The following is a 21944-nucleotide window of genomic DNA, read 5'->3' as shown; positions in this document are numbered from 1 at the left end:
TTGAACCATGCTTGTTGAGACAAAACCTTATTCGAACCGCAAGGTCGTCATTCCCGGTCGTCTGGAAATCCATGCAGCCGATGACGCCGCCCGCTTCATCCTGCGCATTGCTCCGGCAAAACTCGCTTTGGCTGAAAAGGCACTGGGCGCAAAAATCCCGGCCAGGATCGGTGGTCTTGCGCGCACCGGCGATATTGCTGTCGCCTGTATCGGACCGGATGAATGGTATATCTGGGCCGAGGAAGCCAAGGGCGCAGCTATCGTGCAGGCCTTTGCCAAGCTTTATGAAACCGAGCCTCATAGCCTCACTGAGGTTAGTCATCGCGAAACCGGCATCGATATTTCCGGACCCAAAGCCGAATGGCTGTTGAATGCTGCGTCACCGCTTGACCTTTCGCAGATGAAGGCTCCGGGTGCTGCCCGCACGATCTTCGATCACGCTCAGATCATTCTGTTGAAGTGGGATGCCGATCACTACCGGATCGAAGTGTGGAACTCATTCGCAGATCACGTCTGGACCTTGCTGGAACTGGCCAGCAATGAGGTTTAACACGCAATCGAATTCATCAAATAGCGACTGAAAACGCCGCCCAACCGGGCGGCGTTTTTGCATTCTAAGCCCAATTTCAGTCTTGCCTTCCATAAATCCATATGTGAAGACTATATTCACATAAGAAATTCATGAGGAGGGAATTTCCCGATGTCGGAAAGCGAACTGCCGCTGAGCGGGCTTGTTGTTGTCGATATGAGCCAGTTTCTGTCGGGGCCTTATTGCTCGTTGCGTCTGATGGATCTGGGCGCACGCGTTATCAAGATTGAACGGCCCGATGGCGGCGATCTCTCGCGCAGGCTTTATCTGAGCGACACGGAGATTGGCGGTGATTCCACGATTTTTCATGCCATCAATCGCGGCAAGGACAGCCTTGCGATCGACCTCAAGAATCCCGACGATCTGGCTGCGTTGAAGAAGCTTCTCACGCAGGCCGATGTGCTGATCCAGAATTTTCGTCCCGGTGTCATCAAGCGTCTTGGTCTTGATTACGAGGCAGCCAAAGAAATCAATCCGCGTCTCGTCTATGCATCGATCAGCGGCTATGGCGAAGAAGGTCCATGGGTCGGTCGTCCCGGACAGGATCTGCTGGCGCAGGCGCGTTCGGGCCTCATGTGGCTGAATGGCGATGAAGGGCAGGGGCCCGTGCCCTTCGGTCTTGCTGTTGCCGATATGCTGGCAGGGGCTGCGGCCGCACAGGGAATTCTTGCAGCGCTGGTTCGCCGCGGCATCACCAACAAAGGCTCTCATGTCGAAACCAGCCTTCTCGAAGCGCTGGTTGATTTCCAGTTTGAAGTGCTGACCACCCATCTCAATGATGGTCGTCGCCTGCCGAAACGTTCCGATTTCCGCAGCGCCCATGCCTATCTTGCTGCACCCTATGGCGTCTATCCGGCTGCGGACGGCTATCTTGCCATTGCCATGATGCCGATTGCGAAACTGGCGCCACTGTTGGAGGCGGATACGCTCATCCCGTTTGCCGATGATCCCAAAAGCGCTTTTGCCAAACGTGATGACATCAAGCGCCTGATCGCTGATCGCATTGCCGAGAAGACCGTCGATGAATGGCTCGCCATTCTGGAACCGGCTGATATCTGGTGCGCCCGCGTTCTCAACTGGGAAGAACTGCTTGCAAGTGAAGGCTTTTCGGTCCTCGACATGCTCCAGACAGTGACGCGTGAGGATGATGTTTCCATCACCACCACACGTTCACCGCTGCGCATCAATGGGCAGCGCCCGAAGGTGGCACGCGCCGCACCGCGCATTGGCGAAAATAGCGAGCAAATACGCGAGGAGTTCGGTCTATGAGCAAGATCAAGCTTAAAGGCATGACCTGGAGCCACCCGCGCGGCTACGATCCGATGGCTGCAGGGGCCGAACAATGGCTCGCGGACAAAGGCGTTGAGATCAAGTGGGAAAAGCGGTCGCTACAGGATTTCGAGACCTTTCCGGTTGAGGAACTGGCGCGCAATTTCGATATGATCGTGATCGACCATCCGCATGTGGGTCAGATCACCAAGGAAGGCTGTCTGCTGCCGCTTGATGTGCCGGGCCGCGAAACCGAGTTGAAGGCGCTTGCCGATGGCTCTGTGGGTCAATCCTTCCCAAGCTATAACTGGCAGGGGCGGCAATGGGCGTTTCCGCTGGATGCTGCAACGCAGGTTCAGGCATGGCGTTCGGACCTGATGGACAAGCCAGCCACCTCATGGGGCGAGGTGCTGCGTCTTGCCCGCGCCGGGAAAGTTCTGCTGCCACTGCGCTCGCCGCATTCGCTGATGTGCTTTTATACACTCGTTGCCAATGCCGGAACGCCTTGCGCGGTCGAAGGCGAGTTGGTCTCTGTCGAGGACGGCTCACAAGCTTTCGAGCAACTGCGCGAAATTGCTTCGCTCGTAAAGCCGGAATGTTTCGGCATGGATCCGATTGCCGTGTTCGAGGAAATGGCAAAGCCTGAATCCGAAATCGCGTGCTCACCGCTGATCTACGGCTATGTGAATTATGCCATGCCGGGTTTCCGCGACCGCCTGATCCGCTTTGCCGATATTCCAGCGGGCGCCGCAGGTGTTGCAGGCTCTGCTCTGGGCGGCACGGGGATTGCGGTTTCAGCCTTCAGCAAGCATTCGGAAGCCGCTATCGATTTTGCCTATTGGGTTGCGAGTGGCGACGTGCAGAAGGGGCTTTACGCGGCCTCCAATGGTCAGCCGGGACACGCGGAAGCATGGGAAGACGACACTGTGAATGCCGCGACGTCCGACTTCTATCGCGACACGCGTGCAACGCTGGAAGGCGCATGGGTGCGTCCGCGTCACGATGGCTATATGCCGTTTCAGGAAGCGGCCTCCGAGCGTATCAACAAGGGCTTGCTGGACAATGAGAAGGCGGAAGATGTTATCGCCGATCTCAACTGGCTTTTCCGCGAAAGCTTCTGATTTATACGGAAAGGCTGGCGGCTTGCCGCCAGCCTGATCAATTTTAAAGTTTCCAGAGACGCGTTGCATTCTCGGAGAGAAGCAGCGCTTTTTCGTCTTCGCCGCATCCTTCAAGAAGCGCATGGGTTGTTGCCACCCATGTTGAAAGACCTGCATCGATATTGCTCGCTAGTGTGCAGACCGGCCAGTCGCTTCCCCACACGATCCGCTTCCAGCCAAAGGCCTGAATGACATGCTCGACATAGGGGCGCACGGTGTCGACGGTCCAGCTTTCAGCATCGGCATAGGCAACCACACCGGAAATCTTTGCCGTCACATTGTCGCGCTGCGCAATCTCGGTAATGCCCTTCTGCCAGACTTCCAGCGCACCTGACTTGATGTCTGGAACGCCGCAGTGATCGAGCACGAATTGCACGTCCGGCGCTAGATCGGCCAGTGCCGTCACCTTGTCGATCTGGTGCGGCAGTGTGCAGAGATCGAAGGTCAGGCCGGTGCCTTCCAGCCGCTTGATATTCTCGCGGAAAAGAGCACCCTCAGAAACGTCATCAGGCACGACATGCAGCACGCGGCGAAACCCTTTGACGAAAGGATTGCTGCGCTGTCGCTCCAGATATTCCGCGAATCCCGGCTCTTCCGGGCGACAGGAGGCAATTGCACCTTTTATGAAACCACCATTCGCGATTGAAATCTCCTGAATGTGGTCCGTTTCAGCCTGAATGGCATCGGCTGCCACATCCACTTCCATATGCAGTGCCGCCTTGATGCCGCAGCGCTCAGCCTGCTTCCGATAGGTCTCAAACAGAAAGTTGCGGTCGAGCGCCGGAACACCGCCCAGCCACGGATAATTAAGCGCGCTTTTGTCTATCAGATGCAGATGGGTATCGATAATCATGGAAACTCTCCTCCGATGACATACTTTCAAAAAAGAAGAGAGTTTTCAAATAAGAATTTCCGCAGTCCCTAATCCGCAGCAACGATATCAGAGCCAACCAGTTTCGAGAGGTCTTTGACGGTCTTTTGCAGTAGGCTGATGGTCTGCGTGATATCGGGTGCGGAAGCCGAATTGACGAGCGTAACATAGGGGCAGGTAAGCGCTGCAATGCATGTGCCGTCCGGTCCGAGAATGGGAGCCGAGAGGTTGTAGACGCCCGCGACCTGGGCGCTGGGCATCATTTCGTATCCGCGTTCGCGAATCTGATCGAGACGTTCATAAAAACTCTGATCGAGCTTTACGCTTTCACTGTCTTTAACATATTCGGTAATCATCATCTTGCGGTCTTCCGGGGATCGGAAGGCGAGAAGCACATGGCCGGAACCGGTGTCGAACAGGCTGATATGCGAACCGACACGGATCGAAATCCCCCAGTAGTCCGGGGCTTCCTGCTGTGCGATGACCACGACAGAGCCGCGATCGAACACGGCAAGCTGGTTGGCCTGTTTCGAACGATCGGCAAGCTCGCGCATGAAGGGCGTGGCAAAGGAAGCAAGTCTGCGCACCGGTGCATGAAGGTGTGCAAGACCGAACAGCTTGAGCGTCAGTGAATAGCGGTCGCCTTCGAGCTTTGTGACGTATCCGCGCTTCACCAGCCGGTCAAGCATCCGATAAAATTCGTTGGGGCTGCGGTCGAGGTGCTTGGCAATCTCGGCCTGGCTGAGACCTCCATCAACGCTTGCCAGCAATTCGAGAATGTCCAGCCCCTTGTCCAGCGCTGGCGCGCGATAACGGTCATCTGTTTCCAAACTCGTCCCCTTCATGAATAGCCTTCTTCATATACGAACATTGCAAATGACGAAAGTCGTGAACGCATCGAAAGCGCCTTGACCGGGTGTGAATATTATGTTTGCATATAAATACCAAATTCACAATTGGGGGCGGGCCGGGGAAAAGCCCGTCGTGAGGAGGAGAAGCATCATGAATTTCAAAGCGTCCTGCCTGGCGGGAACTGCTCTATTGGCATTGGCAATGGGGTCCGCTGGTGCGGCCGATCTGCCGGGTAAATTTGAAGGCGTAACCGTAAACGCCAAGCTGATCGGCGGTCAGCAATATGAAGCGCTGTATTCGCGCATTGCCGAATGGGAAAAGGCGACCGGTGCCAAGGTCAATATCCTGTCCAAGAAGAACCACTTCGAGCTGGACAAGGAAATCAAGTCGGACATCGCGTCGGGCTCGATCAACTGGTGCGTCGGCTCCAACCATTCGTCTTTTGCACCGCAATATCCTGATCTCTATGCCGACTTGAATGGTTTGCTTCCATCGGGCGAAATCGAAGGTTTCGTGCCTTCGGTGATCAAGGCTTCGACGCTCAACGACAAGCTGGTCATGCTGCCGCGCGCGCAGTTCGACGTCTCGGCGCTCTACTATCAGAAGAGCCTTTACGAAGACGACGCCAAGAAGACCGCGTTCAAGGAAAAATACGGCTACGATCTGGCGCCGCCAAAGACCTGGAAAGAAGTTTCCGATCAGGCTGTGTTCTTTGCCGATCCGCCGAATTTCTATGGCACGCAGTTTGCGGGCAAGGAAGAAGCCATCAATGGCCGCTTCTATGAAATGCTAGTCGCTGAAGGCGGCGAATATCTCAAGGACGGCAAGCCAGCTTTCAATTCCGAAGCCGGTGTCCGTGCGCTCGACTGGTTCGTCAATCTCTACAAGGCCAAGGCCGTTCCTGCAGGCACCACCAACTATCTCTGGGATGAGCTGGGCGCTGGCTTTGCATCCGGCACCATCGCAATCAACCTGGATTGGCCGGGCTGGGCGACCTATTTCAACGATCCAAAGTCGTCGAAGGTCGCAGGCAATGTCGGTATCGTTCCGCCTCCGACAGGTTCTTCCGGCAAGCGCACCGGCTGGTCGGGCCATCACGGCTTCTCGGTCACCGAATCCTGCGCCACCAAGGAAGCTGCTGCTTCGCTCGTCTGGTTCCTGACCAACGAGGATTCGCAGAAGCAGGAATCGGCTGCAGGCACGTTGCCAACCCGCACCGCTGTCTGGGATTATGTCATCGAACAGGCTGCTTCCGATCCATACAAGAAGGAAGTTCTGTCGGTATTCCAGGAAACGGCAAAGACCGCTTTCCCGGTTCCGCAGACCCCGTCATGGATCGAAATTTCCAACGCTGTCTATCCTGAACTTCAGGCAGCGATTCTTGGCGACAAGACCTCACAGCAGGCGCTTGACGATGCAGCCAAGAAGGCAACGCAGATCCTTGAGGATGCTGGCGAACTCTGAGCACGCCGTTTGATTTAAACTATGACTTCATGGCCCGTTCTGAACGGGGCGGGCCATTCCAAGCGCATCCCAAAAAGTGCGTAGCGGTTTTTGGATAAGATGCGCGTATGCCTTGATGCTGCTTATCAACGCACCGCTTCGGAAGAACAATGTTTAAACGAATTTCCCCGCCGGTTCTGCTTTTGCTTCCGGCCATTATCATCCTTGCAGCGGTGGTTCTGTTTCCCCTCGCGCTTTCGCTTTATTCAAGCTTCACGCCGTTCCGGCTGACGCGCCCTGACAGCCTGTTCAACTTCATCGGCTTGCGCAATTATCAGCGCATCATGAGCGATTGGGTGTTCTGGGCTGCATTCATCCGCACGGTGATCTTCCTCACCATCGCGCTCAATCTGGAAATGCTGCTCGGCCTTGGACTGGCGCTGCTCATCAACAAGGCGACCCATGGCCAGCGCGTTTTGCGCACGCTGATGATGTTCCCGATGATGTTTTCACCGGTTCTGGTCGGCTTCCAGTTCAAATTCATGTTCAACGACAATATCGGTCTCGTGAACAATGCGCTGCAATCGCTGGGTATCACCGACACCGCCATTCCATGGCTGATCGACGGCAATCTGGCGCTGTTTGCGATTTTGCTCGCAGAAGTATGGATGTCGACCTCGGTATTCGCAATCCTCATTCTGGGCGGTCTTCTGTCCATGCCGCAGGACCCGGTTGAAGCCGCGCGCGTTGACGGCTGCACGCCATGGCAGACGTTCCGCTATGTCATCTGGCCTTACCTGATGCCATTTGCTTTCATTGCAATGACCATTCGTTCGCTCGATGTGGCGCGCGCTTATGACATCGTGAAGATCATGACCGACGGTGGCCCGGCACGGCGAACCGAGCTGATCTGGACGCTGGTTGGGCGCACCGCCTATTCGGATGCGCAGATGGGCTTGGCCAATGCCATGGCCTATGTCGCGATCCTGCTTTCGATCCTCTTCACCGTAATGTTCTTCCGCAAGCTTGCAGCCGCACGCGCGCAAATTGGAGCGGAGTGGTAATCATGGCATCAACAACCCTCTCTAATGATCAGCATCGCCTGCTACGTCGCGTCAAGAAAGTCGCCTACCTGATCGGCCTGTTTCTGGCGATGGCGATCATTTGCCTGCCCGGCCTGTGGATCGTGCTGTCCTCGCTGCGTCCGCCGGTGGAAATCATGGCAAAGCCGCCGGTCTGGATTCCGCAGGAAATCACCTTCGAGGCTTATCGCGCCATGTTCTCAGGCGCAGGCGGTGGTGGTATTCCGGTCTGGGATTATTTCCGCAACTCGCTGATTATCTCGGTCACATCCACCTTCATCGCGCTGATCGTTGGCGTTTCGGGCGGCTATGCCTTTGCGCGCTTCCGCTTCTGGGGCAAGTCGACCACCTTTCTGGGCCTCATGCTGACGCGTTCGGTGCCGGGCATTGCGCTTTCGCTGCCGCTCTTCATGGTCTTTTCCCGTATCGGCATCATCGACACGCATTTCGGCCTCATCCTGACCTATGTGGCGCTCAATGTGCCATTCACGATCTGGCTGATCGACGGCTTCTTCCGTCAGGTGCCAAAGGATCTGGCGGAAGCAGCCCAGATTGACGGTTGCACGCGCTGGCAGGCTTTCTGGCAGGTGGAATTCCCGCTGGCTGGTCCCGGCATTGCGACCGCAGGCATCTTCGCCTTCCTCACCTCATGGAACGAATATGCGCTGGCTTCCCAGCTTACCCGTTCCGTCAATTCCAAGACCCTTCCTGTTGGTCTTCTCGATTACACCGCTGAATTCACCATCGACTGGCGCGGCATGTGCGCGCTGGCGGTCGTGATGATTATTCCGGCGCTGACCCTCACATTCATCGTCCAGAAGCATCTTGTTGCTGGTCTGACGTTCGGCGCGGTTAAAGGTTGATATTACAATGGCTCAGCTTTCCATTAAAAATCTCGTCAAGCGCTACGGCAATGTCGAAGTGGTGCATGGCATCAATCTCGAAATCGCCGACAAGGAGTTTGTAGCGCTGGTCGGTCCATCCGGCTGTGGCAAGTCCACGACGCTGCGCATGATTGCGGGTCTTGAGAGCATTTCCGACGGTGCGCTCGAAATCGGCGGCAAAGTCGTCAATGATCTGCCGCCGCGTGACCGCAACATCTCCATGGTGTTTCAGTCCTATGCGCTTTATCCGCATATGTCGGTGCGCGAGAACATGGGTTTCTCGCTCAAAATTGCCAAGCAGCCGCAAGCGGAAATCGACCGTCGCGTCAATGAAGCGTCAGCCATTCTTGGCCTCGAAGCCTTGATGGAACGCCGTCCGGCACAGCTTTCGGGCGGTCAGCGCCAGCGTGTTGCCATGGGTCGCGCTATCGTGCGCAATCCGGAAGTGTTTCTGTTCGACGAGCCGCTGTCGAACCTCGATGCGAAGCTGCGCACGCAAATGCGCACGGAGATCAAGAAGCTTCATGCCAAGGTGCAGTCTACAGTCGTTTATGTGACGCATGATCAGGTTGAGGCCATGACGCTGGCCGACCGCATCGTCATCATGCGCGATGGACATATTGAACAGGTCGGAACGCCGGATGAAGTGTTCAAGCGTCCGGCAACGCAGTTTGTTGCGGGCTTTATCGGCTCGCCGCCGATGAATATGGCCGAGGCCACCGTGCAGGGTTCGGAACTGGTCTTTGCCAGTGGCGACCGTCTGCCAGTGCCAGCACAATTCAAGGCCAAGGTCACGGATGGTGCAAAGGTCACATTCGGTCTGCGTCCGGACGATATCTTCCCGAAAGGTCACGGCATTTCCACCGGCGACGCCGTGCACGAAAAAGACATGCGCGTTTCGATCACCGAGCCGCTCGGCAATGAAACACTGGTCTTCGCCGAGTTCGCAGGCAAGGAATGGGTGGCACGTATGCTCAACCCGCGCCCTCTCAATTCCGGTGAAGCAATCTCCATGCATTTTGATTTGTCGCAGGCGCATCTGTTTGATGCGGCAAGCGGCAAGAGTTTGGCGGTATAATCATGGCACGCATTGAAAAAGTCGAACTGCGCATGGTCGACCTTCAGCCGAAGGTCAAGCGTACCGATGCGATCCAGAGCTTTGTCAGCCAGGAAACGCCTATCGTTACCATCACCGATAGTGATGGTGCGGTCGGCACCGGCTATAGCTACACCATCGGCACTGGCGGCTCGTCCGTCATGCGCCTGTTGAACGACCATCTGGTGCCGTTGATTATCGATGAAGATGCGGATTGCATTGAGGCGATCTGGCGTAAGCTCGAATTTGCGACCCACGCCACAACCATTGGCGCGATTACAGCCTTAGCACTTGCTGCCATTGATACTGCCCTCTGGGATCTGCGTGCGAAGAAACAAAACCTGCCGCTGTGGAAACTTGCAGGCGGTGCCAAGGATCGTTGTCCGCTTTACACGACCGAAGGCGGCTGGCTGCATATCGAAAAAGAAGCGCTGGTCGAGGATGCTCTGCAAGCCAAAGCCAAAGGTTTCTCCGGTTCCAAGGTGAAGATCGGCAAGCCGCATGGCTCGGAAGACTATGCGCGTCTGGCGGCTGTTCGTGCAGCCGTTGGTGACGGCTTTGAGATCATGACCGACTGCAATCAGGGCTTTACGGTGGATGAAGCGATCCGTCGCGCAGAACGTCTGAAAGAACTTGATCTGGCGTGGATCGAAGAGCCGCTTCCGGCGGATGATCTTGATGGTCATATCCGCCTGACGCGCTCGACCGCGACGCCAATTGCAGTGGGTGAATCGATCTATTCGATCCGCCATTTCCGCGAATATATGCAGAAGGGCGCTTGCTCCATCGTACAGGTCGATGTGGCGCGCATCGGCGGCATCACGCCATGGCTGAAAGTGGCACATGCGGCGGAAGCCTTCGATATTCCGGTTTGCCCGCACTTCCTGATGGAGCTGCATGTCAGCCTCACCTGCGCGGTGCAGAATGGCCGTTATGTCGAATATATCCCGCAGCTCGATGATCTGACCACCAAGAGCATGGAAATCCGCGATGGCCACGCCATCGCGCCGTCCGAGCCGGGCATTGGTATCGAGTGGGATTGGGACGCCGTTCGCAGCCGTTCTGTTGCTGAGTTCACCCGTGAGATCGTGAGCGCGGCATGAGTACACGTATGGGCATGGTTATCGGGCTCAAGCCTGAAAAGATCGCAGAATATAAAAAGCTGCATGCGAGCGTGTGGCCGGAAATTCTGGCGCTCATTTCCGAGTGCAATATCACCAATTATACGATCTTTTTGAAAGAGCCTGAGAACCTGCTTTTCGGTACGTGGGAATATGTCGGCCAAGACTTCGAGGCCGACATGAAGAAGATGGCTGATAACCCTAAAAATCAGGAATGGTGGTCGGTTTGCATGCCATGCCAGAAGCCGCTTGAAACCCGTAAAGAGGGCGAGTGGTGGGCAATGATGGAGGAGGTTTTCCATCATGACTGAGACCTTCGATCCCAAAACCTTGCGCCAATGGTGGGCCAAGCCGTCTGAGCCGAAGCCCATCGTGATCTTCGGTGCAGGTAGCATTGTCGGCGACGCGCATCTGCCCGCCTATAAGCAGGGCGGCTTACCGGTTGCTGGGATTTTTGATCCCAATTTCGAGAAGGCCAAAGCTTTGGCTGACCAGTGGGGAGTAAAGGCTTTTGGAAGCCTTGAAGAAGCGATTGCGGTTGAAGGCGCGATCTTCGATCTCGCAACGCCGCCTTCAGCCCATGCTTCGATCCTCGCGCAATTACCGGAAGGTTCTGCGTGTCTCATTCAGAAGCCGATGGGCAGTGATTTAGGTAGCGCTACGGAAATCCTGAAGGTTTGCCGCGCGCGCAATCTCAAAGCTGCGGTCAACTTCCAGCTTCGCTTCGCCCCGATGATGTTGGCACTTTACGATGCCGTCGATAAGGGCTTGCTCGGCGAAGTCGTGGATTTCGATGCATGGCTGGCGCTTGCGACTCCTTGGGGTCTGTGGCCTTTCCTAAAAGGCCTGCCGCGCATTGAGATCGCCATGCATTCGATCCATTATCTGGATTTCGTGCGCGGTCTGCTCGGTAATCCGCAAGGCGTTCACGCGAAGACTATCGGGCATCCAAACCACGAAGTTGCCCAGACGCGCACGGCTGCAATCCTCGATTATGGCAACCGTGTCCGCTGTGCTCTGTCGATCAATCACGATCATGATTTTGGCCGCAAGTTTCAGGCCTGCGAGTTCCGCATTTGTGGAACTGAGGGTGCTGCCTACGTGAAGCTTGGCGTTAATCTCGACTATCCGCGTGGCGAACCGGACGAGCTCTGGATCAAGCCGAAGGGTGGCGACGATTGGGTGCAGGTCGCGCTTGAAGGCGCGTGGTTCCCGGATGCATTTCTCAATCGCATGGCGCAGTTGCAGCGTTTTGCGTGCGGTGAAGATGCAGCACTCATCGGCTCGGTCGAGGATGCCTGGCATACAATGGCATTGGTCGAAGCGGCCTATCAGTCAAGTAGCTCACCCGCTACCCCGCTCGTTGCAAAGCCGGAGTTTTAATCATGTCCGAACAGACGATCTATTTTGAAGATTATGAACTTGGCCATGAGCGCGTAACCTATGGCCGCACCATCACCGAAACGGATTTCGTGGTGCACGCTGGACATACGGGTGATTTCTTTCCGCACCATATGGATGCGGAATTTGCCAAGACATTGCCAGGTGGTCAGCGCATTGCCCATGGCACGATGATCTTTGCTATCGGCGTTGGATTGACGGCGACGCTTATTAACCCTGTTGCGTTTTCCTATGGCTATGATCGCCTTCGTTTCGTGCGTCCGGTGCATATCGGCGATACGATCCGCACGCGCGTGACGATCAGTGCCAAGGAAGATGATCCGAAACGGACAAATTTGGGCCGCGTTATTGAGCGGTGCGAAGTGCTTAATCAGCGGGACGAAGTGGTGCTTGCTTGCGACCACATCCTGCTTGTTGAACGGAAGGCATAAAGATGACGATACGATTTGATGGAAAAACCGCGCTGGTGACAGCCGCAGCTCAGGGCATTGGTCGTGCGAGTGCGCTGGCTTTTGCTGAGGCCGGTGCCAAGGTCTATGCGACTGACATCAACGAGGCAGCACTCAAAGAACTCGAAAGTGTCTCTAACATCATCACGCGCAAGCTCAACGTGCTTGATGAGGCGGAAGTGAAGTCACTCGTTACTGAAATCGGTCAGGTCGATATCCTGTTTAACTGCGCAGGTGTTGTCCATGGCGGTTCGATTTTGGAAATGAAGGATGAAGACCTCGACTTTGCGGTCAATCTAAACGTCAAGGCGATGATCCGCACCATCCGTGCGGTGCTGCCGGGAATGCTGGAACGCAAAGACGGCGCAATCGTCAACATGGCGTCGGTTGCTTCAAGCGTGAAGGGCGTGCCGAACCGCTTTGCTTATGGCGTCACCAAGGCTGCCGTCATCGGTCTTACCAAGGCTGTTGCTGCCGATTATGTTGCCAAAGGCATCCGCTGCAATGCCATCTGCCCCGGTACAGTTGAAAGCCCGTCGCTGCAGGATCGTCTGCGCGCGCAAGGTGATTATGAAGAGCAGCGCGCAGCCTTCATCGCCCGTCAGCCGATTGGCCGTATTGGCCAGCCGGAAGAGATCGCGGATCTCGCGGTCTATCTCGCTGGTGCCACCTATACCACGGGTCAGGCTTACAACATCGACGGTGGCTGGACGATCTAGTCCAAGCTGCCAATTCTATCCCCGCAAAGGAGTAAACTCATGAAATTTCTTCGCTATGGCGAAACCGGTCACGAAAAGCCGGGCCTTCTCGATGCTGACGGCAATATCCGTGATCTGTCCGCTCATGTGAGCGATCTGTCGGGTGCCGCTTTGAGCCCTGAAGCGCTTGCCAAGCTCGGTTCGCTCGATGTGAATTCTCTGCCAAAGGTTGAAGGCAATCCGCGTCTTGGTCCTTGCATTACTGGCACCGGCAAGTTCATCTGCATCGGTCTCAACTATTCCGACCATGCGGCGGAAACGGGTGCAACCGTTCCATCCGAACCAATCATCTTCATGAAGGCAACCTCTGCCATCGTTGGCCCGAATGACGACCTTCTCATCCCACGCGGTTCTGAAAAGACCGACTGGGAAGTGGAGCTCGGCATCGTGATCGGCAAGACCGCGAAGTATGTCAGCGAAGCCGATGCGCTTGATTATGTCGCCGGTTACTGCACCATCCACGACGTCTCCGAACGCGCATTCCAGATCGAGCGCCAGGGTCAGTGGACCAAGGGCAAATCCTGCGACACTTTTGGTCCAACCGGCCCATGGCTGGTGACGAAGGAAGAAATCGCTGATCCTGAGAACCTTGCCATGTGGCTCAAGGTCAATGGCGAAACCATGCAGGACGGCTCGTCCAAGACCATGGTTTATGGCGTGCGCTACCTCGTTTCCTATCTCTCTCAGTTCATGTCTCTGCAGCCCGGCGACATCATCTCCACTGGCACACCTCCCGGCGTCGGCATGGGCATGAAGCCACCGCGCTATCTCAAGGCTGGCGACACTGTCGAACTCGGCATTGAAGGCCTCGGCTCGCAGAAGCAGAACGTGCGCGCTGACGTTTAATTTTTTTGAGCATGATTCCCAAAACGCGTTGCTACTTTTGGGGATCATGTTCGGATCGCGGAATTACAAATGACCAAAATTACTGATCTGCGCGTTTTTGATCTGCGCTTCCCGACTTCGCAAAGTCTGGACGGTTCTGACGCGATGAATCCGGACCCGGACTACTCGGCAGCTTATGTCATCCTCGATACGGATGACGAAGCGCTGAAGGGCCATGGCCTCACCTTCACCATTGGTCGCGGCAATGACATCTGCTGTCAGGCTATTCTTGCGATGCGCCATCTGGTGGTTGGCGTCGATCTCGACGTTGTCCGCTCCGCACCTGGCAAGTTCTGGCGCCATCTGACAAGCGACAGCCAGCTACGCTGGATCGGCCCTGAAAAAGGTGCGATGCATCTGGCAACCGGTGCTGTCGTCAACGCTTTCTGGGATCTTTTGGCAAAGCAGTCCGGCAAGCCGGTCTGGCGTCTGGTGTCGGAACTCTCAGCAGAGGAAATCGCCGACATCGTCGACTACCGCTATCTGACCGACGTGCTGACCCGTGACGAAGCCGTTGAAATTCTGCGCAAAGCAGAAAGCGGTAAGGCGGAGCGTATCGCGAAGCTCGAAGCCGAGGGCTATCCTTGTTACACGACTTCCGCTGGCTGGCTCGGCTACGACGACGAAAAGCTGCGCCGTCTTTGTCAGGAAGCCATCGACGAAGGCTTCAATCATGTGAAGATGAAGGTCGGTCGTGATCTTGAAGACGATATTCGTCGTCTTACCATCGCACGTGAAGTCATCGGTCCAGACCGTTATCTGATGATCGACGCCAATCAGGTGTGGGAAGTCGATCAGGCGATTGAGTGGGTCAATAAGCTTGCGTTCTCAAAGCCGTTCTTCATCGAAGAGCCGACCAGCCCGGATGATGTTGCAGGTCATCGCAAAATCCGCGAAGCCATTGGCGACGTGAAGGTAGCGACCGGCGAAATGTGCCAGAACCGCATCATGTTCAAGCAGTTCATCGCAGAAGGCGCCATCGACATCGTTCAGATCGATTCATGCCGCATGGGTGGTCTGAATGAAGTTCTGGCTGTGCTGCTGATTGCTGCCAAGTACAACAAGCCGGTCTGGCCACATGCAGGTGGTGTTGGTCTGTGCGAATATGTGCAGCATCTTTCGATGATCGATTACGTTGCCGTTTCAGGCACCATGGATGGTCGCGTGATCGAATATGTCGATCATCTGCACGAGCACTTCATTGAACCATGCATCATCAAGGATGCGGCCTATATGCCGCCATCGCTGCCGGGCTTCTCCATCGAAATGAAGCCGCTGTCGATTACGGAATACACCTTCAAGGGTTGATAAAAAAAGCCGCGCTGAAAAAATACAGCGCGGCTTTTGCTTTTAGAGCGCGTTTCGATCTGATTGGATCAGATCGGCGCTCTAATTATCTGTTTTAACGCGCATCTTTGTCCGAAAACCGTTTCACACTTTTCGGGATGCGCTCTAGAGAAAGCGGATCATCAAAGCGCCGGTCAGCAATAATACGGCTCCGGCTACGCGCCCTGCAGTGATTTCGCGCACTGCTACCCCCATAAAACCGATACGATCTGCGGCAAGCCCCGCCATCAATTGCCCGGCGACTGCGAGCCCCATCACGGCCGCAGCACCGATGCGTGGTGTGAGCAATACAGATGTTGTCACATAAATACAGCCAAGCGCACCGCCAGCCACGAACAGCCAGCCAGAAGGCACGTTGAACGCGGGCATCGCGCCCGTTGCACGTGCGGTTATGGCTGCGATCATGCCAAGAATGACTGCGCCTGACAGAAAGGAAATCGCTGCTGCGGTGACCGGAGAACCAAGTCCGCGCGCGAGCGCCGCATTGATGGGAGCCTGAATGGCGATACAGGCACCCGAAAGAATGCCGAACAAAGTCCAGAGCATGGAGATTTCCTCACTTGGGGAAGAATTTGGAGGGCGCTTATTAAACTACGAGCACTTGCAGAGGAAACCCAATAGGTCAACATTCCAGACGATCATGCCGATAGTCTAACACACAAAAGATCCGGTGAACTAAGCACAGCTATGTACATATATGAAGATTTAAATGGTGCCCGGAGGCGGATTCGAACCACCGACACGCGGATTTTCAATCCGCTGCTCTACCAACTGAGCTATCCGGGCATCCGTAACAAGCAGCTTGCTTGTTCAAGGCGGTGTTGGTTTCCGCCGGAAGTGGGTGGGTTATAGCATTAAATTTCGTGCTGTCCAGCACCGTATCGCAATTTTTATCAGCTTTTCTCACATCTTTGATAAATAACTGATTTTATTGGAGGAAGCCGCTTTGCGGAACGCCTAGTTCCCTTCTTCTTCCTCTTCGTCAATCGGCTTTCCTGGCAGTACATAGCTGCCGGACAGCCAACGATTGAGATCGATGCTTTTACAGCGTGGCGAACAGAACGGATAGGATTCGCGTGCTGAAGGTTTTCCGCATTCCGGGCAAGGGCGTGTCGGACGCAACGGTGTCACGCGTGCACCCGCTGCTGCTGTTATGTCCTTCTTGTCGCTCATGCTTGTTCTTCAGACCTTCCCGCTATCCCAGTTCGCGTAAACCGGATAGTCGACATCATTCAGCAGGCTTATGGTTTCCTGCAGCGGCAATCCCACTACGTTGGTATAGGAGCCAACGAGCTTCACGACGAAACTACCCGCCAGTCCCTGGATAGCATAGCCGCCGGCTTTCCCCCGCCATTCACCGGACGAGAGATAAGCATCCATCTGCTGGCGAGAGAGTCGTTCGAAGCGCAGGCGTGTTTCAACCAGCGTCTGACGTAAATTCCCGTTCGGCAAGACAAGGCTTACCCCTGTAAAAACCTTGTGTGTACGTCCGGAAAGCAGACGCAAACACTCTCTTGCTTCGTCGGCGATCTCGGTCTTTGGGAGAATGCGACGACCAACAGCCACAACCGTGTCGGCCGCAAGAATGAACGCATCGGCGAAACTCGCATCGTCCTTGAGCTGTTCCTGTGCCTTGCGCGCCTTTTCCCGCGACAGACGTCGCGCCAGCGAGCGCGGGTGTTCCGCGCGCTGCGGCGTTTCATCTATATCGGCCGGATAGATATGGTCCGGTTCGATGCCTGCTTGCCCAAGAAGCTCGATCCTGCGTGGAGAACCGGAGGCAAGAACCAGCTTGTGTTGCGCGCTCATCGAATAGACATTTCCTGGAACGGGGACGGTTTGCTTACTTGAAGCGATAGGTGATGCGGCCCTTGGTTAGATCGTATGGGGTCATCTCAACCAGAACTTTGTCACCGGCCAGAACGCGGATGCGATTCTTGCGCATACGGCCTGCCGTATGAGCGATGATTTCATGTTCGTTCTCGAGCTTCACGCGGAACATAGCATTCGGCAGCAGTTCCGTAACAACACCCGGAAATTCTAGGACTTCTTCTTTCGCCATGCGATACCTGTTTCTTTCTTTGATAAAATGCCGCTCTCGAGCGGTCTTTAGGTCGGAATTTGCGCGGAACCTATATGATTAGGCGGCATTTGTGAACAACGGAATTCCGCGAACTTAATGCCGGAGCATTTCCCGCAAAAATGCGAAGCAGTTTTGTGTAGGATAATGCGACAAAACAAAGAGTTAGAACGGTTCCGTATTACCCGGAACCGTTCTTGTCAAAACGCTGCACGATTTGCCGCTTCAGACGGTCACGCACATCGCGATAAGCCGCCATGATCTGGCTTCTGCTACCCGCCACGAGTGTCGGGTCCGGCGTTGGCCAATATTCGACATCGACCGAGAAACCGCGCATTCGCTCGAGCACTGTATGGTGAGCGAGCGGTGTGAGCGTTACGATCAGATCGAAATAACCATCCGCAAGTTCTTCAAGGCCACGTGGTTGCCGATTGTCGAGCGATAAGCCTTCTTCCTGAAGTACAGCATCGACAAAGGGATCGCGCTCGCCCCGTTTCACACCGGCGGAAGCTACATAAATATTGGGTGGCAAGGCCTGTCTTGCAAGTAATTCCGCCATTGGTGAACGAATTGCATTCTTGCCGCAGACGAAAAGCAGCGATGTCGGCAAACGCTGTTTATGATCTTCGGAGTCATCGGCACTAGCAGTCACGGGAGGTACATCGGTGATGGCCATCGATGATCAGCCCCTCCAGTGTAAAACGCAGACAAGCGTGAAGAGCCGCCGTGCAGTGCTGAAATCAACCTCGATCTTGCCCTTCAGTCGAGCTTGAAGTGTTTGTGATCCTTCATTGTGCAATCCACGGCGACCCATGTCGATCGCTTCGATCTTGCTCGGTGTGGCTGAACGGATCGCCTGATAATAGCTTTCGCAAATCATGAAATAATCCCGAACGACACGACGCAAAGGCGTGAGCGAGAGAATATGGGTTGCGACGTCTTCGCCGGCTTCGCGGGTGATGGCGAAGATCAGTCGCGATTCCATCAACGAAAGCTTTAGCCGGTAAGGCCCGCCCGTGTCGTCACCGATAGGATGGAAAGAATTCTCTTCGATGAGATCAAAAATGGCCACCGCACGTTCATGCTCGACGTCAGGCGTCGAACGCCCGATGGACTCATCGAGCTCGACGTCAACAAGGCGGGCATTTGGAACACCGGCAGTCATGTCACCTCATAGATTCAACCGGATGGCAACAGACTGCGCGTGAGCATCAAGGCCTTCGGCACGGGCGATCTCGATTGCTGCAGGTCCGAGGACACGCAGTTGATCAGGACCGAGCTTGAGAAGCGATGTACGCTTCATATAATCGAGAACGGATAAGCCGGATGAAAAACGCGCCGAGCGTGCCGTTGGCAGAACATGGTTGCAGCCGCCGACATAATCCCCGATCACTTCCGGCGTATAGCCGCCGATAAAGATCGATCCTGCATTGCGGATTTTTGGCAGCAAGGCTTCCGGATCGGCTGTGGCGATTTCCAGATGCTCGGCTGCTATGCGATTGGCAAGAGGAACAGCGGCTTCGAAATCATCGATCAGAATGATTGCACCGAAATCACGCCAGCTCGCGGCTGCGGTTTGCGCGCGTGGCAGGTTACGAAGCTGTCTTTCGACAGCCGCTTCGACAGCCAGAGCTAAAGCCTCATCATTGGTCATAAGGATCGATTGTGCAGCAGTATCGTGTTCCGCTTGCGCAAGAAGATCGGCCGCGATCCAGTCGGGATTGTTGTCCTTGTCGGCAATGACCAGCACTTCGGACGGACCGGCGATCATGTCGATGCCAACCGTGCCGAAAACGATGCGCTTGGCGGCCGCCACATAGGCGTTTCCTGGGCCGACGATCTTGGCGACCGGTTGAATTGTTTCGGTGCCATAGGCAAGCGCTGCGACAGCCTGCGCACCACCGACACGGTAGATTTCGGAAACGCCAGCCAGACGAGCTGCCACCAGAACCAGTGGATTGAGGATGCCGTCGGGGGCCGGGACCACCATGACGATGCGCTCTACGCCTGCCACTTTGGCAGGAACGGCGTTCATCAATACAGAACTGGGATAGCTTGCGGTCCCTCCCGGAACATAAAGCCCCACAGCCTCGATGGCTGTCCAGCGTGAGCCGAGTTCCACGCCGAGCGCGTCTGTATAGCGGTCATCCTTCGGCAATTGCCGCGCATGATGCTTTTCGATGCGCTCATGAGCCAGTTTCAAAGCCTCGATAGTCGATGCCGGAGCAAGTTCGAAAGCTGCATCGATTTCCGCTTCGGTGACGGCAATTCCTGTCTGTTCAAGGTCGATACGATCAAAACGGCGGGAATAATCGATGAGTGCACTGTCGCCTTCACGACGCACCCGATCAACGATTTCGCGTGCTGCGCGATCTACATCCTCGGAAGCTTCGCGCTTGCTGGCCAAAAATGTAGCGAAATTCTTTTCGAAATCGAGATCGGTTTGTCTGAGCGTCTTGACCACGCTTCTATTCCTTCAAATATGCTTTGCCTGACTGGCGTCTGGCTGACGAAAGGCGGTTCAGTATGAGCCTTTCTCAGACGCTATGGCGAGGAAGTGATTCCGTTTCCCACGCCGCGCCGAGGTCCGTCATTTGCGCTTCGATACATTCTACTTCAAGACGGATAGCCGCATTTGCCGAAAAAGTCAGTTCTATTGTTCCGGCAGGTGTTTCACCGGCACTGAACTGAATGGCCATCAGGGAAAGCACTTCATCCGGTTTTTGGCGGTCAATGCCCGTCGCCTTGGCTGCAACGACACGGTTGAAGTGCAGGGCCGTTTTCCGGCGTTGGAATTGCGGTTTGCGCAGAAATTTCGGCTTGCTTTCTTCCCAGACGAAACGATTTGCCGTCAGGATGAAGCGCTTTTCGTTCCCGATATACTGGAGATCGGATACTTTCAAAACTGCGTCCTGAAGATGAGCGGAGAGGACCTGCAAATCCTCCTCATCCAGCGCCACGAGCTTCAACATATCCATATTCCAGCACCACTTTCCAGTTTTCGGTCAATAACAGCTCCGGCGGGCGGAAAATCAATTACCCACTTCGCCAATTATCAACTTCGCATGCCAAAACAAAAAAATCGACAGACTTTTCAAGCCTGTCGCCCTTCAACTGGAATCTCAAACGTTATGCAAGAAAAAGCCGGAGCAATGAACGTCACTCCGGCCCGGTCATATCAACCGCTGATACGTTCCACTATTGCGCCGCAGCGCGATAGTTTTTCTTCCAGGCGCTCGAAACCGCGATCCAGATGATAAACGCGGTTGACCATGGTTTCGCCTTCGGCGGCAAGCCCAGCAATGACTAGAGACACCGACGCGCGGAGATCCGTTGCCATCACCTGTGCACCTTTCAGGCGCTCCACGCCTTCGACGGTCGCAGTCTGGCCGGACAGGGAGATTTTTGCGCCAAGGCGTGCAAGCTCCTGCACGTGCATGAAACGATTCTCAAAAATGGTTTCCGTGATACGCGAAGTTCCCTTCGCCTTGGTCATCAGGCCCATGAACTGAGCCTGCAAATCGGTCGGGAAACCGGGGAAAGGGTCCGTCGTGACGTCGACGGGATGGATACCGTGACCATTGCGAACAACGCGAAGACCGCTATTGGTTTCGGTGATTTCCGCCCCCGCCTGTCGCAGCGTTTCGAGGGCGGCAGAAAGCTGACTTTCCTGTGCGCCTTCCAGAAGCACATCGCCCCCGGTCATGGCGACAGCCATGGCATAGGTTCCTGCTTCAATACGATCCGGTATAACGCGCACGCGCGCGCCAGAAAGGCTGGTAACACCTTCAATGTGGATAGTATCGGTTCCGGCACCGGTAATCTTCGCGCCCATGGCATTGAGGCAGTCGGCGAGATTGACGACTTCCGGTTCGCGCGCCGGGTTTTCGATCACGGTTTCACCCTTGGCCAGAGCTGCGGCCATCAACATGACATGCGTGGCACCAACTGAAACCTTCGGGAAGCGATACCGCCCGCCGACAAGACCACCCTTCGGCGCACGCGCCTTGGCATAACCGTTTTCGATATCGATTTCCGCGCCCAGTGCCTGAAGGCAATCGAGCAGCAGATCGACCGGACGCGTGCCAATGGCGCAGCCGCCCGGAAGGGACACTGTTGCTTCGCCCATGCGCGCCAGAAGCGGGCCTATCACCCAGAAGCTTGCGCGCATTTTAGAGACCAGCTCATAAGGTGCGGTGGTATCCACAATGTTGCGAGCGGTAAAATGGATCGTGCGCGAATAGGCACCGTTCTGGTGTTCGCGACGGCCATTGACCGAATAATCGACACCATGATTGCCGAGGATGCGGATCAATTGCTCCACGTCGGCCAGATGTGGCACATTTTCGAGCGTCAACGTATCGTCAGTCAAAAGCGAGGCGATCATCAACGGCAGAGCGGCGTTCTTTGCGCCGGAGATTGGAATGATGCCGTTGAGCTTGTTGCCTCCGACGATTTTGATGCGATCCATGCTGTGTCACCTTCTGGGCGGATGCCTTGCCCGATAAAATTGCGCCCAATCCGGCAGCCCTTGTGGCGCGGTGGCGCTGCGTCATGAAATTACGAGTCTTGCGGCCAAATTACGTCAAAAACGAATCACAATGGGACGATATCGCTGCAAAGAACAGAAATGAGCTTTTACCGTAGAGCCTCCCTA

At 55.4% G+C, this 21944-nt stretch carries 25 protein-coding genes and 1 tRNA gene; 14 read left to right on the top strand and 12 right to left on the bottom strand.

Going from position 1 to position 21944, the window contains the following annotated elements; all coding sequences use genetic code 11:
• The first annotated feature begins 7 nt into the window (after positions 1–7).
• The 3 genes from FIB18_RS08365 to FIB18_RS08355 all read left to right on the top strand — a co-directional run bounded on the left by FIB18_RS08365 (position 8) and on the right by FIB18_RS08355 (position 2979).
• A complete protein-coding gene (locus FIB18_RS08365) occupies positions 8–550 on the top strand; it encodes a sarcosine oxidase subunit gamma (protein WP_140020254.1) in 543 nt (180 codons plus the stop codon).
• Between the two features lie 150 nt (positions 551–700).
• Positions 701–1858, top strand: coding sequence for a CaiB/BaiF CoA transferase family protein (locus FIB18_RS08360; RefSeq protein ID WP_140020253.1), 1158 nt, complete (start codon positions 701–703; stop codon positions 1856–1858).
• Positions 1855–2979, top strand: coding sequence for an extracellular solute-binding protein (locus FIB18_RS08355; RefSeq protein ID WP_140020252.1), 1125 nt, complete (start codon positions 1855–1857; stop codon positions 2977–2979). Before FIB18_RS08360 ends, FIB18_RS08355 begins: the two co-directional genes overlap by 4 nt.
• A 43-nt stretch (positions 2980–3022) precedes the next feature.
• On the opposite strand, the gene FIB18_RS08350 is transcribed toward FIB18_RS08355, so the two are convergent.
• Together FIB18_RS08350 and FIB18_RS08345 are read right to left on the bottom strand one after the other, a co-directional pair.
• A complete protein-coding gene (locus FIB18_RS08350; RefSeq protein ID WP_140020251.1) occupies positions 3023–3871 on the bottom strand; it encodes an amidohydrolase family protein in 849 nt (282 codons plus the stop codon).
• A gap of 68 nt (positions 3872–3939) precedes the next feature.
• A complete protein-coding gene (locus FIB18_RS08345) occupies positions 3940–4734 on the bottom strand; it encodes an IclR family transcriptional regulator (protein ID WP_140020250.1) in 795 nt (264 codons plus the stop codon).
• A gap of 157 nt (positions 4735–4891) precedes the next feature.
• Here FIB18_RS08345 and FIB18_RS08340 point away from each other — a divergent pair, with 157 nt between their 5' ends.
• The 11 genes from FIB18_RS08340 to FIB18_RS08290 all read left to right on the top strand — a co-directional run bounded on the left by FIB18_RS08340 (position 4892) and on the right by FIB18_RS08290 (position 15168).
• Entirely contained in the window at positions 4892–6205 is a 1314-nt protein-coding gene (locus tag FIB18_RS08340) for an ABC transporter substrate-binding protein (RefSeq protein WP_140020249.1), read from the top strand.
• A gap of 149 nt (positions 6206–6354) precedes the next feature.
• Positions 6355–7248 carry a carbohydrate ABC transporter permease gene (locus tag FIB18_RS08335; RefSeq protein ID WP_061344912.1) on the top strand — a complete coding sequence of 298 codons (894 nt, stop codon included), beginning with the start codon at positions 6355–6357 and terminating at the stop codon, positions 7246–7248.
• A 2-nt stretch (positions 7249–7250) separates the two neighbouring features.
• Positions 7251–8129 (top strand): carbohydrate ABC transporter permease, encoded by an 879-nt coding sequence (locus FIB18_RS08330; RefSeq protein WP_140020248.1) that lies wholly within the window; start codon positions 7251–7253, stop codon positions 8127–8129.
• 7 nt (positions 8130–8136) lie between these two features.
• Positions 8137–9228, top strand: coding sequence for an ABC transporter ATP-binding protein (locus FIB18_RS08325; protein ID WP_140020247.1), 1092 nt, complete (start codon positions 8137–8139; stop codon positions 9226–9228).
• Positions 9229–9230: 2 nt separating this feature from the next.
• Entirely contained in the window at positions 9231–10349 is a 1119-nt protein-coding gene (locus FIB18_RS08320) for a mandelate racemase/muconate lactonizing enzyme family protein (RefSeq protein WP_140020246.1), read from the top strand.
• Positions 10346–10678: an L-rhamnose mutarotase gene (locus FIB18_RS08315; protein ID WP_095445976.1), complete on the top strand. Its 333-nt coding sequence runs from the start codon at positions 10346–10348 to the stop codon at positions 10676–10678. Before FIB18_RS08320 ends, FIB18_RS08315 begins: the two co-directional genes overlap by 4 nt.
• The gene (locus FIB18_RS08310; RefSeq protein ID WP_140020245.1) at positions 10671–11750 is read left to right on the top strand and encodes a Gfo/Idh/MocA family protein; all 1080 of its coding nucleotides are present in this window, start codon (positions 10671–10673) and stop codon (positions 11748–11750) included. The genes FIB18_RS08315 and FIB18_RS08310 overlap by 8 nt, the downstream gene beginning before the upstream one ends.
• 2 nt (positions 11751–11752) lie before the next feature.
• Complete coding sequence (locus tag FIB18_RS08305) at positions 11753–12199, top strand: MaoC family dehydratase (RefSeq protein WP_140020244.1); 447 nt, start codon at positions 11753–11755, stop codon at positions 12197–12199.
• 2 nt (positions 12200–12201) lie between these two features.
• Complete coding sequence (locus tag FIB18_RS08300) at positions 12202–12936, top strand: SDR family oxidoreductase (protein ID WP_140020243.1); 735 nt, start codon at positions 12202–12204, stop codon at positions 12934–12936.
• 39 nt (positions 12937–12975) lie between these two features.
• Positions 12976–13821 carry a fumarylacetoacetate hydrolase family protein gene (locus tag FIB18_RS08295; protein ID WP_140020242.1) on the top strand — a complete coding sequence of 282 codons (846 nt, stop codon included), beginning with the start codon at positions 12976–12978 and terminating at the stop codon, positions 13819–13821.
• A gap of 69 nt (positions 13822–13890) precedes the next feature.
• Positions 13891–15168: an L-fuconate dehydratase gene (locus FIB18_RS08290; protein WP_140020241.1), complete on the top strand. Its 1278-nt coding sequence runs from the start codon at positions 13891–13893 to the stop codon at positions 15166–15168.
• A 144-nt stretch (positions 15169–15312) separates the two neighbouring features.
• Here FIB18_RS08290 and FIB18_RS08285 read toward each other — a convergent pair whose 3' ends face one another.
• The 10 genes from FIB18_RS08285 to murA all read right to left on the bottom strand — a co-directional run bounded on the left by FIB18_RS08285 (position 15313) and on the right by murA (position 21758).
• Positions 15313–15753 carry a DMT family transporter gene (locus FIB18_RS08285; protein ID WP_140020240.1) on the bottom strand — a complete coding sequence of 147 codons (441 nt, stop codon included), beginning with the start codon at positions 15751–15753 and terminating at the stop codon, positions 15313–15315.
• A 164-nt stretch (positions 15754–15917) separates the two neighbouring features.
• Positions 15918–15993 (bottom strand) — tRNA-Phe (locus tag FIB18_RS08280).
• 171 nt (positions 15994–16164) lie between these two features.
• Positions 16165–16380: a DNA gyrase inhibitor YacG gene (yacG, locus tag FIB18_RS08275; protein ID WP_140020239.1), complete on the bottom strand. Its 216-nt coding sequence runs from the start codon at positions 16378–16380 to the stop codon at positions 16165–16167.
• Positions 16381–16389: 9 nt separating this feature from the next.
• Complete coding sequence (locus FIB18_RS08270) at positions 16390–17016, bottom strand: Maf-like protein (protein ID WP_140020238.1); 627 nt, start codon at positions 17014–17016, stop codon at positions 16390–16392.
• 34 nt (positions 17017–17050) lie between these two features.
• Complete coding sequence (gene infA, locus FIB18_RS08265; protein WP_002965531.1) at positions 17051–17269, bottom strand: translation initiation factor IF-1; 219 nt, start codon at positions 17267–17269, stop codon at positions 17051–17053.
• Between the two features lie 199 nt (positions 17270–17468).
• Positions 17469–17963: an arsenate-mycothiol transferase ArsC gene (locus FIB18_RS08260; protein WP_140020237.1), complete on the bottom strand. Its 495-nt coding sequence runs from the start codon at positions 17961–17963 to the stop codon at positions 17469–17471.
• A 6-nt stretch (positions 17964–17969) separates the two neighbouring features.
• The gene (locus tag FIB18_RS08255; protein ID WP_140020236.1) at positions 17970–18452 is read right to left on the bottom strand and encodes a UPF0262 family protein; all 483 of its coding nucleotides are present in this window, start codon (positions 18450–18452) and stop codon (positions 17970–17972) included.
• Between the two features lie 6 nt (positions 18453–18458).
• Positions 18459–19751, bottom strand: coding sequence for a histidinol dehydrogenase (gene hisD / locus FIB18_RS08250; RefSeq protein ID WP_140020235.1), 1293 nt, complete (start codon positions 19749–19751; stop codon positions 18459–18461).
• A gap of 73 nt (positions 19752–19824) precedes the next feature.
• Positions 19825–20265, bottom strand: coding sequence for a DUF2948 family protein (locus FIB18_RS08245; RefSeq protein ID WP_140020234.1), 441 nt, complete (start codon positions 20263–20265; stop codon positions 19825–19827).
• Positions 20266–20465: 200 nt separating this feature from the next.
• Entirely contained in the window at positions 20466–21758 is a 1293-nt protein-coding gene (gene murA / locus FIB18_RS08240) for a UDP-N-acetylglucosamine 1-carboxyvinyltransferase (RefSeq protein WP_140020233.1), read from the bottom strand.
• Positions 21759–21944: the final 186 nt, after the last annotated feature.

This window comes from Brucella pecoris (assembly GCF_006376675.1).
In the GTDB taxonomy this organism is placed as follows: domain Bacteria; phylum Pseudomonadota; class Alphaproteobacteria; order Rhizobiales; family Rhizobiaceae; genus Brucella; species Brucella pecoris.
Note: the sequence above shows the minus strand (reverse complement) of the source record. Positions and strands in the feature narration are given on the sequence as shown.

What these genes read in the sequence shown, in the direction of transcription:
- FIB18_RS08330 (WP_140020248.1), top strand. Translation starts at nt 7,251, where the DNA reads ATGGCATCAACAACCCTCTCTAATGATCAGCATCGCCTGCTACGTCGC.
- yacG (WP_140020239.1), bottom strand. Translation starts at nt 16,380, where the DNA reads ATGAGCGACAAGAAGGACATAACAGCAGCAGCGGGTGCACGCGTGACA.
- FIB18_RS08310 (WP_140020245.1), top strand. Translation starts at nt 10,671, where the DNA reads ATGACTGAGACCTTCGATCCCAAAACCTTGCGCCAATGGTGGGCCAAG.
- FIB18_RS08345 (WP_140020250.1), bottom strand. Translation starts at nt 4,734, where the DNA reads ATGAAGGGGACGAGTTTGGAAACAGATGACCGTTATCGCGCGCCAGCG.
- FIB18_RS08245 (WP_140020234.1), bottom strand. Translation starts at nt 20,265, where the DNA reads ATGGATATGTTGAAGCTCGTGGCGCTGGATGAGGAGGATTTGCAGGTC.
- FIB18_RS08290 (WP_140020241.1), top strand. Translation starts at nt 13,891, where the DNA reads ATGACCAAAATTACTGATCTGCGCGTTTTTGATCTGCGCTTCCCGACT.
- FIB18_RS08355 (WP_140020252.1), top strand. Translation starts at nt 1,855, where the DNA reads ATGAGCAAGATCAAGCTTAAAGGCATGACCTGGAGCCACCCGCGCGGC.
- FIB18_RS08365 (WP_140020254.1), top strand. Translation starts at nt 8, where the DNA reads ATGCTTGTTGAGACAAAACCTTATTCGAACCGCAAGGTCGTCATTCCC.
- FIB18_RS08260 (WP_140020237.1), bottom strand. Translation starts at nt 17,963, where the DNA reads ATGGCCATCACCGATGTACCTCCCGTGACTGCTAGTGCCGATGACTCC.
- FIB18_RS08340 (WP_140020249.1), top strand. Translation starts at nt 4,892, where the DNA reads ATGAATTTCAAAGCGTCCTGCCTGGCGGGAACTGCTCTATTGGCATTG.
- murA (WP_140020233.1), bottom strand. Translation starts at nt 21,758, where the DNA reads ATGGATCGCATCAAAATCGTCGGAGGCAACAAGCTCAACGGCATCATT.
- FIB18_RS08325 (WP_140020247.1), top strand. Translation starts at nt 8,137, where the DNA reads ATGGCTCAGCTTTCCATTAAAAATCTCGTCAAGCGCTACGGCAATGTC.
- FIB18_RS08320 (WP_140020246.1), top strand. Translation starts at nt 9,231, where the DNA reads ATGGCACGCATTGAAAAAGTCGAACTGCGCATGGTCGACCTTCAGCCG.
- FIB18_RS08360 (WP_140020253.1), top strand. Translation starts at nt 701, where the DNA reads ATGTCGGAAAGCGAACTGCCGCTGAGCGGGCTTGTTGTTGTCGATATG.
- FIB18_RS08305 (WP_140020244.1), top strand. Translation starts at nt 11,753, where the DNA reads ATGTCCGAACAGACGATCTATTTTGAAGATTATGAACTTGGCCATGAG.
- FIB18_RS08300 (WP_140020243.1), top strand. Translation starts at nt 12,202, where the DNA reads ATGACGATACGATTTGATGGAAAAACCGCGCTGGTGACAGCCGCAGCT.
- FIB18_RS08315 (WP_095445976.1), top strand. Translation starts at nt 10,346, where the DNA reads ATGAGTACACGTATGGGCATGGTTATCGGGCTCAAGCCTGAAAAGATC.
- FIB18_RS08255 (WP_140020236.1), bottom strand. Translation starts at nt 18,452, where the DNA reads ATGACTGCCGGTGTTCCAAATGCCCGCCTTGTTGACGTCGAGCTCGAT.
- FIB18_RS08285 (WP_140020240.1), bottom strand. Translation starts at nt 15,753, where the DNA reads ATGCTCTGGACTTTGTTCGGCATTCTTTCGGGTGCCTGTATCGCCATT.
- FIB18_RS08295 (WP_140020242.1), top strand. Translation starts at nt 12,976, where the DNA reads ATGAAATTTCTTCGCTATGGCGAAACCGGTCACGAAAAGCCGGGCCTT.
- FIB18_RS08270 (WP_140020238.1), bottom strand. Translation starts at nt 17,016, where the DNA reads ATGAGCGCGCAACACAAGCTGGTTCTTGCCTCCGGTTCTCCACGCAGG.
- infA (WP_002965531.1), bottom strand. Translation starts at nt 17,269, where the DNA reads ATGGCGAAAGAAGAAGTCCTAGAATTTCCGGGTGTTGTTACGGAACTG.
- FIB18_RS08350 (WP_140020251.1), bottom strand. Translation starts at nt 3,871, where the DNA reads ATGATTATCGATACCCATCTGCATCTGATAGACAAAAGCGCGCTTAAT.
- FIB18_RS08335 (WP_061344912.1), top strand. Translation starts at nt 6,355, where the DNA reads ATGTTTAAACGAATTTCCCCGCCGGTTCTGCTTTTGCTTCCGGCCATT.